Origin of the sequence: Pseudomonas sp. MIL9, assembly GCF_016887925.1 — a bacterium.
Taxonomy (GTDB): Bacteria; Pseudomonadota; Gammaproteobacteria; order Pseudomonadales; family Pseudomonadaceae; genus Aquipseudomonas; species Aquipseudomonas mohnii.
Genome location: NZ_JAFEHE010000014.1, coordinates 59,118 through 71,257 on the forward strand (window position 1 = coordinate 59,118; position 12,140 = coordinate 71,257).

The 12,140-nt window shown below is 59.5% G+C and carries 14 protein-coding genes; 8 read left to right on the top strand and 6 right to left on the bottom strand.

Translation table 11 applies throughout. From position 1 onward, the window contains the following. Positions 1-112 precede the first annotated feature (112 nt). Positions 113-346: a hypothetical protein gene (locus tag JQF37_RS16580; protein WP_130208277.1), complete on the top strand. Its 234-nt coding sequence runs from the start codon at positions 113-115 to the stop codon at positions 344-346. A gap of 739 nt (positions 347-1,085) precedes the next feature. Then, a complete protein-coding gene (mqo, locus tag JQF37_RS16585; RefSeq protein ID WP_103405131.1) occupies positions 1,086-2,594 on the top strand; it encodes a malate dehydrogenase (quinone) in 1,509 nt (502 codons plus the stop codon). Positions 2,595-2,697: 103 nt separating this feature from the next. Here mqo and JQF37_RS16590 read toward each other — a convergent pair whose 3' ends face one another. The 4 genes from JQF37_RS16590 to JQF37_RS16605 form a co-directional block, all read right to left on the bottom strand. Next, a complete protein-coding gene (locus tag JQF37_RS16590) occupies positions 2,698-2,985 on the bottom strand; it encodes a PA4642 family protein (protein ID WP_090465008.1) in 288 nt (95 codons plus the stop codon). 63 nt (positions 2,986-3,048) lie between these two features. After that, positions 3,049-3,534, bottom strand: a complete 486-nt coding sequence (locus tag JQF37_RS16595) for a hypothetical protein (RefSeq protein ID WP_130208279.1) — start codon at positions 3,532-3,534, stop codon at positions 3,049-3,051. A gap of 83 nt (positions 3,535-3,617) precedes the next feature. Continuing rightward, complete coding sequence (locus tag JQF37_RS16600) at positions 3,618-4,091, bottom strand: WbuC family cupin fold metalloprotein (RefSeq protein WP_130208281.1); 474 nt, start codon at positions 4,089-4,091, stop codon at positions 3,618-3,620. A 4-nt stretch (positions 4,092-4,095) separates the two neighbouring features. Beyond that, the gene (locus tag JQF37_RS16605; protein WP_047533108.1) at positions 4,096-4,653 is read right to left on the bottom strand and encodes a hypoxanthine-guanine phosphoribosyltransferase; all 558 of its coding nucleotides are present in this window, start codon (positions 4,651-4,653) and stop codon (positions 4,096-4,098) included. A gap of 165 nt (positions 4,654-4,818) precedes the next feature. Here JQF37_RS16605 and upp point away from each other — a divergent pair, with 165 nt between their 5' ends. Together upp and JQF37_RS16615 are read left to right on the top strand one after the other, a co-directional pair. Continuing rightward, the gene (upp, locus tag JQF37_RS16610) at positions 4,819-5,457 is read left to right on the top strand and encodes a uracil phosphoribosyltransferase (RefSeq protein ID WP_096509110.1); all 639 of its coding nucleotides are present in this window, start codon (positions 4,819-4,821) and stop codon (positions 5,455-5,457) included. 2 nt (positions 5,458-5,459) lie between these two features. Beyond that, positions 5,460-6,734, top strand: coding sequence for a uracil-xanthine permease family protein (locus tag JQF37_RS16615; protein ID WP_130208283.1), 1,275 nt, complete (start codon positions 5,460-5,462; stop codon positions 6,732-6,734). Between the two features lie 51 nt (positions 6,735-6,785). On the opposite strand, the gene hemH is transcribed toward JQF37_RS16615, so the two are convergent. Further along, positions 6,786-7,811 (bottom strand): ferrochelatase, encoded by a 1,026-nt coding sequence (hemH, locus tag JQF37_RS16620; protein WP_130208285.1) that lies wholly within the window; start codon positions 7,809-7,811, stop codon positions 6,786-6,788. A gap of 13 nt (positions 7,812-7,824) precedes the next feature. After that, positions 7,825-8,727, bottom strand: coding sequence for a TIGR01777 family oxidoreductase (locus JQF37_RS16625; protein WP_130208287.1), 903 nt, complete (start codon positions 8,725-8,727; stop codon positions 7,825-7,827). A gap of 198 nt (positions 8,728-8,925) precedes the next feature. Between JQF37_RS16625 and JQF37_RS16630 the strand changes: the two genes are divergently transcribed. From JQF37_RS16630 to JQF37_RS16645, 4 genes are all read left to right on the top strand, one after another. Continuing rightward, the gene (locus JQF37_RS16630) at positions 8,926-9,912 is read left to right on the top strand and encodes an NAD(P)/FAD-dependent oxidoreductase (protein WP_130208289.1); all 987 of its coding nucleotides are present in this window, start codon (positions 8,926-8,928) and stop codon (positions 9,910-9,912) included. Then, entirely contained in the window at positions 9,909-10,124 is a 216-nt protein-coding gene (locus tag JQF37_RS16635) for a TIGR02450 family Trp-rich protein (RefSeq protein WP_130208291.1), read from the top strand. The genes JQF37_RS16630 and JQF37_RS16635 overlap by 4 nt, the downstream gene beginning before the upstream one ends. 115 nt (positions 10,125-10,239) lie before the next feature. Then, the gene (locus JQF37_RS16640; protein WP_130208293.1) at positions 10,240-11,199 is read left to right on the top strand and encodes a DUF523 and DUF1722 domain-containing protein; all 960 of its coding nucleotides are present in this window, start codon (positions 10,240-10,242) and stop codon (positions 11,197-11,199) included. Then, complete coding sequence (locus tag JQF37_RS16645; protein ID WP_130208295.1) at positions 11,199-12,140, top strand: MerR family transcriptional regulator; 942 nt, start codon at positions 11,199-11,201, stop codon at positions 12,138-12,140. The genes JQF37_RS16640 and JQF37_RS16645 overlap by 1 nt, the downstream gene beginning before the upstream one ends.

Here is a 12,140-nt window from a genome sequence, read left to right on the forward strand (position 1 = left end):
CTGACACACCCTTGCCCACGCGGTTCCTGTCATACATTTTTCATCCGCCATTCACTTGCGCGTCACGACTGGAAGTCATCTTTGTCCGCAACCACCCAAAAGGTAATCTGCCATGCGCTTTCTCGTTTCGTTGTTCACTCCACGTCCGCGCCACCGCAGCTTTGCCCTGCTCGACAGCAATGGCCATTGCCAGGCATTCAAGCAATGCAGCCTTCAACCGATGGGCGATGGCTGGGTCGAAATCGAAGAAATTCGCCTCAACTGGTTGCACCGACCTCTGCCCGCTGGCGCCCGCGTCAGTCAGCATCAATCCCGTTCGCGGGTGCAACAACTGTTAACGACCTGACCAGACGCCTAATAAAAGTCATTAAACACGACCATTTCCCTGCATTTCTTAGATACAATCTCCCCCCGATTATAAGGACGTCTCCTGATCGGGCCTCGCAGCATCGTCAATGCCCAGGTATTGGCACCCCGCACCGCCCACAGAGAGCCGCCCACACAGATCGAGTGAAGCTGGCGCGCTTGCTGTTTTCTTCGGCAAAACCTCCACTTACCGCGAATCTGTAGAGCTGTCATTACGCTCGGTCACTGAGCTGTTTGCCCGTTTTGCCTGCCATGGTTTCCCTGGCGGCAAGCCATCCGGGCACGGTGCCAGGCTGGGACAGCCCTTTTTTGAGGTTCACGTCTTCAAAAGAGCGTGAAAAAAACGGGTTTTCACAACTTCACAAGAGTGTGGCGAGCAAATGAATAGTTTTGCGTCTGAACATGCACCATTAGCGTCTACAACAGCCCAACGACACAGGACCGAGTACTCCTCGAACACCGGAGCCTGAAGCCTGTCCGCTACGGATTTGGTTGCACAAACGGATGTATCGACCATAAGTCGAATTGCCTCCCGCGCGCTGAAATGAGTTCATATGGCTCATAGGCCCGGCAGGTAGCGTCCGTCGAAGTTGCGAAAAATTGCGAAGATTCGGACATGGCGATCCTGGCCATGAGTACCTGGGGCATCACTGACACGCCCCGGAACGCCTGGCAGCCATGCCGTCAATTTGGTGCTGCAGATTTTGGAGACGCGTTAAATGGCGCATAACGAAGCAGTCGACGTAGTACTGGTTGGGGCCGGCATCATGAGTGCCACCCTCGCGGTACTGCTCAAAGAGCTCGACCCCGCGATCAAGCTGGAAGTCGTCGAGCTGATGGATTCCGGTGCTGCGGAGAGTTCCAACCCCTGGAACAACGCCGGTACCGGTCACGCTGGCCTGTGCGAGTTGAACTACACGCCGCAGGCTGCCGATGGCACCGTCGACATCAAGAAGGCCGTGCACATCAACACCCAGTTCGAGGTGTCGAAGCAATTCTGGTCGTACCTGACCAAGAAAGGCACGTTCGGCTCATGCAAATCATTCATCAGCCCGGTTCCACACCTGAGTTTCGTGCAGGGTGAAAGTGGCGTGTCCTTCCTCAAGGAACGCTTCAAGGTGCTGAGCAAGCACCACGCCTTCGCCAGCATGGAGTACACCGAAGACAAAGCTAAAATGGCAGAGTGGATGCCATTGATGATGCCTGGCCGCGACCCTGGCGAAACCCTCGCCGCCACCCGCGTGATCAATGGCACCGACGTCAACTTCGGTGCCCTGACCAACCAGTTGCTCAAGCACCTGACCAGCGCACCCGATGCCCAGGTCAAGTACTGCAAGCGTGTGACCGGCCTGAAGCGCAACAACGGCGGCTGGACCGTCAGCATCAAGGACGTCAACAGCGGCAGTTCCCGTGATGTCGATGCCAAATTCGTTTTCCTCGGTGCCGGCGGCGCGGCGTTGCCACTGCTGCAAGCTTCGGGCATCGAAGAGAGCAAGGGCTTCGGCGGCTTCCCGATCAGTGGCCAATGGCTGCGTTGCGACAACCCGGAAGTGGTCAAGCATCACCAGGCCAAGGTCTACAGCCAGGCCGCCGTGGGTTCGCCACCGATGTCCGTACCGCACCTGGACACCCGTGTCGTCGATGGCAAGAAGTCCCTGCTGTTCGGACCTTATGCCGGTTTCACCACCAAGTTCCTCAAGCACGGTTCCTTCATGGACCTGCCGATGTCGGTTCGCGCCGGCAACATCGGCCCGATGCTCGCCGTGGCGAAAAACAACATGGACCTGACCAAGTACCTGGTCAGCGAAGTGATGCAATCGATGGAACAGCGCCTGGAATCCCTGCGCCGCTTCTACCCGGAGGCGAAAGCCGAAGACTGGCGCCTGGAGGTGGCTGGCCAACGGGTGCAGATCATCAAGAAAGACCCGAAGAAAGGTGGCGTCCTGCAATTCGGCACCGAACTGGTCGCCGCCAAGGACGGTTCCCTGGCCGCGCTGCTCGGCGCTTCGCCGGGTGCCTCGGTGACCGTTTCGATCATGATCGAGTTGATCGAAAAATGCTTCCCGGGCAAAGCCAAGGGCGAATGGGCTGCCAAACTGGCAGAAATCTTCCCGGCCCGTGAGAAAGTCCTGGAAACCGACGCTGCGCTGTATCGCAAGATCAACGCGCAGAACAACGTCGCGCTGGAACTGGTTGAAGCAAGCAGCGAAACCGAAAGCTACGCTTGATCGAGCCACACAAAAAACGCCCCGTTCTCATTGAGAGCGGGGCGTTTTTTTATGGGCGGTCAGCCTATCGTTGTGGCGAGGGAGCTTGCTCCCTCGCCACAAGTCAGCCGCGCGCTTTCTCGATCAGCTCGATGTAATCCGCTGCGTTGCGCTGATCCTTGATCAGGGCGACAAAATCATTGCCGTGCTCGTCCTTGCCGTTCAGGTCCAGGCCGGCCTCGACGAAGAACGTCAGAAAACGCTCGAAATCATCGATACGCAGGCCACGATAAGCCTTGACCAGTTTGTGCAACGAAGGCGAAGTGGCGTCGACCGGTTCGAAATCGAGGAACAACTTGATCTGCTCATCGCCGATCTCGTCACCAATCACTTGTTTCTTATCTTTACGCATTGCCGACTCCAGCTCGCAGACATTTCACGGGGCGGGCAGTTTACCCCTGCGCGGGCCCGGCACTCAACGCGGACGAACACTGCCAGTGTGAAGATCGGCCCAGATATGACCGTTGGCGTAACTGAGGAACTGGCAATACACCGTGTCATTGCGTAGCAAGTCCATCACCACCCGGTACTGAGCCAAGGGGTAATAGAGCGTCAGGGTCTTGCTCTTGTCGTCGTAGACCGGTTTTTTCAGGCTTTTGCTTTCGCCGTCGAAATTGACCAGCACCTGATTGATCGTGGCGCCCTTGTTCAAGGCTTTGCCCTTGAGGCGGATCGACAGCGGCGAGGTGACCGGAATCGGTTGCTGGTTGGACTGGCGTTGCGCACCGACCACCACTGAATAGTCGGTGACCTGCATCAGTTGCTGCTGCTCAGGCGCGGTATCGCGCAGGGTCAGGTCATCCGGTGGCAGGAACTGCGCATGCATCGGCGCCGGGGCGGCGGCCAGGGGAAGGCTGAGGGTCAGCAACAGGGCGGCGCAGCAGCGGATCGAACGGCTCATGACAGGCTCCGGAATCGGGGCTGAGCACTCTAGCATGAGCTAACAGGACTGGATGGGTGAACACATCTCCTGCAGGTCATGGTTCAGTCGAACTGCGCGCGCATCCAGGCGTGATACTCCGCGACACCCGGTTCACCTTCACGCGGTGCCCAGTGGGCCTGCTCGCCTTCACCCACCGGACGGTAAGGACCGGCCTTGCATTCGAACATCAGGCTGTCGGCCTCCAGCACCACCAGACCATGGAACACGCCAGCGGGCAGGTCCACGCCAACGCAATCACCACCGGCCTGCAGGACCGACCTGCTCAGCACTGCACCGGATTCGTCGAAGATCAACAAGCCCAGCTTCCCCTTGAGCACCAGCAAGGTTTCAGCCTTGTTTTCCCCCAGGTGCCGGTGAGGCGGGATATAGGTGGCAGGCTGCAAACCCACCGCCATGCGGTGACAAGCCTCTTCCATCTGGTGGAAATTGTGATGTTGGCGTCCGCGAGGATTAGCCGCGGCTTTCTCGGCCAGTTCAGCGAACAGCGTTTGATCAAGAAAGCTCGCGTTGGTCATGGTCTTACATACCTTTGACGGCAAAAATCCCGTTGGCGTTGCGCCAGTAGCCTTTGTAATCCATGCCGTAGCCGAAAATGTAACGGTCGATGCAGGGCAGCCCCACGAAATCGGCCTTGAGATCCGGACGCGCCTTGCGGTCATGGTCCTTGTCGATCAGCACGGCGGTGTGCACTTTGCGCGCGCCGGCGTGTTTGCAGAAGTCGATGATCGCGCCCAGGGTGTGACCTTCGTCGAGGATGTCATCGATGATCAGCACATCGCGGTCGATGAACGACACTTCCGGCTTGGCCTTCCAGAACAGCTCGCCGCCGCTGGTTTCGTTGCGATAGCGGGTGGCGTGCAGGTAGGAGGCTTCCAGCGGGAAATGCAGATGGGTCAGCAGTTTGCCGGCGAAAATCAGCCCGCCGTTCATCACACAGAACACCACCGGATTGCTGTCCGCCAGTTGTTCGTTGATGTGCGCACCGACGCGAGCGATGGCCGCCTCGACTTCAGCTTCGGTGTACAGGCAGTCAGCCTCTCGCATGATTTGACGGATATGCTCGAGATCAGCGGACATGGTGCTCTCCAGGGGGGTGACGGATTTGGGAAAAGCGGGCAAAGGTACGCATCAAGCGAGGCCAGATCAAGCGTTTGTGGACTAACGTACTGAATGTCTATAGGACAACACCCTCGGATAGATTAATCTAGGCCGGTTTTTTTGCCCGCCGCCGGAGCCTTTCCCATGCCCATCCTCGAGATCCGCCATCCGCTGATCCGTCATAAACTTGGCCTGATGCGCCGCGCAGACATCAGCACCAAGAATTTCCGTGAACTCGCTCAGGAAGTCGGCGCCCTGCTGACCTATGAAGCCACCAAAGACCTGCCGCTGGAAACCTACGATATCGAAGGTTGGTGCGGCACTGTGTCGGTCGAGAAAATCGCCGGCAAGAAAATCACTGTAGTACCGATCCTGCGCGCCGGCATCGGCATGCTCGAAGGCGTGCTGAGCCTGATCCCGGGCGCCAAAGTCAGCGCCGTGGGCGTGGCCCGCAACGAGGAAACCCTCGAAGCCCACACCTATCTGGAAAAACTCGTCCCTGAAATCGACGAACGGCTCGCGATGATCATCGACCCGATGCTCGCCACCGGCGGTTCGATGGTCGCCACCATCGATCTGCTGAAAAAAGCGGGCTGCAAGGACATCCGCGCCATGGTGCTGGTGGCCGCGCCGGAAGGCATCGCCGTGGTCGAGAAAGCTCACCCGGACGTGACTATCTATACCGCTTCCATCGATCAGAAATTGAACGAACACGGTTACATCATCCCGGGCCTGGGCGATGCCGGTGACAAGATCTTCGGCACCAAGCAGAAGGACGCGTGACCATGCAGGATGAGTTCAACGATCCGCTCTGGCGCACGGTGCTGTCCGGCGCACAGATGCTGTTCGTGGCCTTCGGCGCTTTGGTGCTGATGCCGCTGATCACCGGCCTGGACCCGAACGTGGCGCTGTTTACCGCCGGCCTGGGGACGATTCTGTTCCAGATCGTCACCGGGCGTCAGGTGCCGGTGTTCCTGGCCTCGAGCTTTGCCTTCATCACCCCGATCATCCTCGCCAAAGGCCAGTTCGGCCTGGCCGCGACCATGGGCGGCGTGATGGCGGCCGGTTTCGTCTACACCTTCCTCGGCCTGGCCGTGAAGATCAAAGGCACCGGTTTCATCGACCGCTTGCTGCCGCCCGTGGTCATCGGCCCGGTGATCATCTCCATTGGCCTGGCCATGGCGCCGATTGCCGCCAACATGGCGATGGGCAAGGCCGGCGACGGCACTGAACTGATTCATTACCAGACGGCAATGATGATCTCGATGCCAGCGTTGCTGACCACCCTGATCGTCGCGGTGTTCGGCAAAGGCATTTTCCGCCTGGTGCCGATCATCTCGGGCGTGCTGGTGGGTTTTGGCATGTCGTTCTACTTCGGCGTAGTCGATACCGCGAAAATTGCTGCTGCGCCGTGGTTCGCCCTCCCCCACTTCACTGCGCCGGAATTCAACTGGCAGGCGATCCTGTTCATCGTTCCGGTGGCCCTGGCCCCGGCCATCGAGCACATTGGCGGTGTGATTGCCGTGGGTAGCGTGACCGGTCGCGATTACCTGAAAAAACCCGGCCTGCACCGCACCCTGCTCGGCGATGGCATTGCCACCACCGCTGCCGGCCTGTTCGGCGGTCCACCGAACACCACCTACGCCGAAGTGACCGGCGCGGTGATGCTGACCAAGAACTACAACCCGAAAATCATGACCTGGGCAGCAATCTTCGCCATCAGCCTGGCATTCATCGGCAAGTTTGGTGCACTGCTGCAAAGCATTCCGGTGCCGGTAATGGGCGGGATTCTCTGCCTGTTGTTCGGCTCGATCGCGGCCGTGGGCATGAACACGCTGATTCGCCACAAGATCGACCTGGGCGAAGCACGCAACCTGGTGATCGTGTCGGTGACCCTGGTGTTCGGGATTGGCGGCGTACTGGTCGGCACCGGAACCGGCCCCGATGACTTCGGCCTCAAAGGCATCGCGCTGTGCGCGGTGGTGGCGATTGCGCTGAACCTGATTCTGCCGGGCAATGACAGCTGGAAGCACAAGAAGGCGGATGAGCCGCTGGTGTAACAGATGATCCCTGTGGTGAGGGAGCTTGCTCCCTCACCACAGGTTGTATGCCTACAGCGCCAACGGCGCTCGCTCGCACAACGCACTCAACGCTCGCGCCCACTGCGGGTCATCGTTGAGGCACGGCACCAGCACCAACTCCTCGCCGCCCGCTTCGCGGAATTGCTCCCGTCCGCGATCACCGATCTCCTCCAGTGTCTCGATGCAGTCGGCGACGAACGCCGGGCACATCACCAGTACCTTTTTCACGCCACTCTTGGCCAGTTCGTCGAGGCGCGCTTCGGTGTAGGGTTCAATCCATTTCGCGCGGCCCAGTCGCGATTGAAATGACACCGACCACTTGCCGTCCGGCAAGCCCATGCGCCTGGCAAACTCGGCCGCGCTACGCAGGCATTGGGCGCGGTAACAGGTCGCCAGGGAGGCCGGCGAAGCATTCCTGCAGCATTCGTCATTCTTGAAGCAATGCTGGCCGGTCGGATCGAGCTTGGTCAGGTGGCGCTCAGGCAACCCGTGAAAGCTCAACAACAGGTGATCGTAGTCCTGTTGCAGATAAGGTTTGGCGCTGGCCACCAGGGCATCGAGGTATTCCGGCTGATCGTAAAACGGCTGGAGCACCGACAGTTGCACGTCGAGTTTCTTTTCGCGCACCACCCGCTTGGCCTCTTCGATCACAGTGGTGGTGGTGCTGTCGGCGAACTGTGGATAAAGCGGCGCCAGGGTGATTCGCTTGATTCCCGCGGCCACCAGACGCAGCAGCGACGACTCGATGGACGGCTCGCCATAACGCATCGCCAGCTCCACCGGGCCATGCTTCCAGTGGGCCGTCACGGCCTGCTGCAGGCGACGGCTGAGCACCACCAGTGGCGAGCCCTCCTCCCACCAGATCGAGGCATAGGCATGGGCCGATTGCTCGGGGCGCTTGATCAGGATCAACGACACCAACAAGCGCCGAACCGGCCATGGCAGGTCGATCACATACGGATCCATCAAAAACTGATTGAGGTAGCTGCGTACATCCGCCACCGAGGTGGAGGCTGGTGAGCCCAGGTTGACCAGAAGCAACGCGTGATCCGTCATGCAACGTCCTATTTCAGAGGCGGCTGGACAGATCGTCCAGGGCCGCGCGCAAATCAGTGAACTGGAAAGTGAAACCCGCCTGCAGCAAACGAACCGGCGTGGCTCGCTGACCGCCCAGCAGTAACAATGACAACTCGCCCAGGCCGATCTTCAGTACAAAGGCCGGCAACGGCATGAACGCCGGGCGATGGAGCACGCTGCCCAACGTTTTGGCAAATTCGCGATTGCGCACCGGCTTCGGTGCGCAGGCATTATATGGACCGCTGGCTTCATTGCGATGCAGAAGAAAATCAATCAGGGCGATTTGATCGTTGATATGGATCCATGGCATCCACTGGCGACCATTGCCAATCGGGCCGCCCAACCCTGATTTGAATGGCAACAACAGCCGCGACAAAAAGCCGCCTTCGGCCGACAGCACCAGCCCGGTGCGTATAAGGATCACACGAATACCCAAGGCCTCGGCGCGCTGCGCGGTTTCCTCCCAGGCGATGCACAACTGACTGGCGAAATCTTCGTTGACCGGTGGCGATTCCTCGGTCAGCTCGCGCTCGCCACCATCACCGTACCAACCGACCGCCGACCCGGAAATCAATACCTGCGGTTTGTGCTCACGGCCTTCAAGCCAGGTCAGCAAGGTTTCGGTCAGGGTGATACGGCTGCTCCACAACAAGGCTTTGCGTTTGTGCGTCCATGGACGGTCGGCGATCGGTGCGCCGGCGAGGTTCACCACGGCATCGACAGGGGCCGCGCCCAGGTCTTCGAGCCGCGCGATTCCACGCACTTGATCGCCACAGATTTTCGCGACTTTTTCAGGCGTCCGGCTCCAGACTGTCAGGCGATGCCCCTGACTCGACCAGTGTCGGCAGAGCTGACGTCCTATCAAACCAGTACCGCCGGTCAGCAATATGTGCATGACATCTTCCTCACGTGGCGTTTTACCCTGATCACTAGTCTATTTTTATAAGCAAGGGATCTTTTGGTATCGGGCAGGCTCTGTGTTTAACAATAGGCCAAGCTGTCAGAACGAGAACGCTAAAAGTTATACCAAAAAACAATATTGTACAGGTTTAAACCCCGGCGTAGTCTGTACAGAAAGGTAAACGAGGCCCTTATGACTGTACCTATCGCGATCATCGGCACCGGCATTGCCGGGTTATCCGCCGCACAAGCCCTGACAGATGCAGGGCATGTCGTTAAACTTTTCGATAAAAGCCGCGGCAGTGGCGGACGCATGTCGAGCAAGCGCAGCGACGCGGGCGCCCTGGACATGGGCGCGCAATATTTCACGGCTCGCGATCGCCGCTTCGTCACCGAAGTGCAGCGCTGGCAAGCCAACGGCTGGGTCGCCGAATGGGCGCCGCAGCTGTACACCTTTCATGGCGGCCAGCTCAACCTGTCACCGGACGAACAGACCCGCTGGGTCGGTACGCCGCGCATGAGCGCCATCACCCGCGCTTTGCTCGGCGACCTGGAAGTGCATTTCGCCTGCCGCATCACCGAGGTCTATCGCGGCGAAGAACACTGGCACCTGCAAGACGCCGAAGGCTTCACCCATGGCCCCTTCAGCCATGTGGTGATCGCCACGCCGGCGCCTCAGGCAACCGCGTTGCTGGCCTCCGCGCCGAAGCTTGCCGGTGCCGCCGCCGGGGTGAAAATGGACCCTACCTGGGCGGTCGCACTGGCGTTCGAAACCCCGCTGGACACCCCCATGGAAGGCTGTTTCGTGCAGGACAGTCCGCTGGACTGGCTGGCACGCAACCGCAGTAAACCGGGCCGCGACAACACCCTCGATACCTGGGTGTTGCATGCCACCAGCGCCTGGAGTCGCCAGCACATCGACCTGCCGAAAGAAGCCGTGATCGAGCAACTGCACGGCGCCTTCGCCGAACTGCTGCACAGTGCCATGCCCGCCCCGAGCTTCAGCCTCGCCCACCGCTGGCTCTATGCCCGTCCCGCGAGCAGCCATGAGTGGGGCACCCTGGCCGATGCCGACCTGGGTCTGTATGCGTGTGGCGACTGGTGCCTGTCCGGACGCGTGGAAGGCGCCTGGCTCAGCGGTCAGGAAGCCGCCCGCCGCTTGCATGAACACCTGCAATGAACCGCATCAACCCAAGCAAGTTGCTGCTGTCGAAATGGACAGCAGCCCACCCGCAAAACCGCGAGAAACACTTTCTGGTGACCGAACTGATCCGCAACGACGAAGGGGAGGTGCTGGAGGTCGAGTTGCAAGCGGTGTTGACCAAACGCAGCGAACAGCTCAAGTGGCAGGCCCTTCGCGATAAGGATCAGTGGAAGTTCGGCTGGCTGTAGGCACGTCTCGGAAAAACTTGTGCAAATTGTTTGACTTGTACACCTTTGAATCTATGATGAACCTATGTTGTACAGATCGCGAAGTCTGTATAGGTTTTGATTTTGAGGTGCTCCAATGCTCCCGTCCCCTGCCAAACCAAAAATCGCCATCAGCGCCTGCCTGATGGGCGCAGAAGTGCGCTACAACGGCGGGCACAAGGAATCGCGACTGTGCAGCCGCGTCCTCACCGACTACTTCGATTTCGTGCCGGTCTGCCCGGAAGTCGCGATTGGCCTGGGCATTCCCCGGGAGCCGATCCGGCTGGTGGGTGATCCGGATCAACCCGAAGCCGTCGGCACGATCAACCGCGAGATCAATGTCACCCGGCCGCTGGCCGATTACGGCCGGACGATGGCAGCAGAGCTGAGCGATATCTGTGGCTACATCTTTATGCAGAAATCGCCGTCCTGCGGACTGGAGCGGGTCAAGGTCTACCGCGCCAATGGCGCACCGCAGGACGGTGGCGGCCAAGGCATCTATGCCCGGGCGTTTTGCGCCTTGCATCCGGATTTGCCGGTGGAAGAAGACGGCCGACTCAACGACCCGGTGCTGCGCGAAAACTTTCTCACCCGTGTATTCGCCTACAGCGAATGGCAGCAATTGCTGCAAGAAGGCCTGACTCGACGCGGTCTCACAGACTTCCACTCGCGCTACAAATACCTGCTGATGGCCCACAACCCGGTGCAATACAAAACCCTGGGCAATCTGTTGGGCAGCATGGGCCGCACCGACCCGAAGGTGCTTGGCCCGCGCTATTTCAGCGAGTTGATGGCGGCCCTGAAAAAATGCGCGACCCGCCGCACCCACACCAACGTTCTGCATCACATCAGCGGTTACTTGAAACAGGCAATCAGCGCCGAGGATAAACAGGAAGTGCAACACGTCATTGGCCAGTACCGCCACGGCATCGTGCCATTGGTGGTGCCGCTGATGCTGCTCAAGCACTACTTTCGCCAGCACCCGGACCCCTACATCGCGCAGCAGGTTTACCTGCAACCGCACCCGGAAAACCTCAGCCTGCGAAACGCCATCTGATGAAAGTCCCTCTCGACAGTAGCGCCAGCGAAGACCTCGGCGCCGATTTCAAGAAGGCCCTGGACGAGGGCTGGCTGCCGATCCGCGAAGTGGCCCGGCAAACCGGGGTCAACGCCATCACCTTGCGCGCCTGGGAGCGGCGCTATGGCCTGATCGTGCCGCAACGCACGCCCAAGGGGCATCGACTGTTCTCGACCGAACATGTGCAACGCATCCTGACCATCCTCACCTGGCTCAATCGCGGCGTAGCCGTCAGCCAGGTCAAGCAATTGCTCGACACCCCGCAAGACTTCAGCGAGTCCGCGGAGAACGATTGGCAGCGTCTTCGCCAGACCTTGTTGCAAGCCGTTGCGACTTTGTCCGAGCGCACTCTGGACGACACCGTCAACCAGGTCATGGCCCTGTATCCACCGCGGACCTTGTGCGAACAACTGCTGATGCCATTGCTCACCGATCTGGAACAACGCTGGCAAGGCCAGTTCGGCGCGCAAATGGAGCGGGTATTTATTTATTCCTGGCTGCGCAGCAAATTCGGCGCGCGCATCTACCATAACAATCGTCAGCTACACACCGCGCCGTTGCTGTTGATCAACCACTCGGACCTGCCCCTCGAACCTCACCTGTGGCTGACCGCGTGGCTGATCAGCAGTGCCGATTGCCCGGTGGAAGTGTTCGACTGGCCCCTACCCGCCGGCGAACTGGCGCTGGCGGTTGATCATCTGCAACCCCGTGGCGTCCTGCTGTACTCCAGCAAAGCCATCAACCCTTCGCAGCTGCCGAAACTGTTCAATGGCGTCAGTTGCCCAAAAATGATTGCCGGACCAACGGTATGCATCCATCACGCCGAGTTGTCCGTAAAAACATCAGAGATCGCTGATCTGTACGTGGCCGAAGATCCTTTGGCAGCTCATCAAGTACTGGTTCAGCGCGGGCTTATTTAA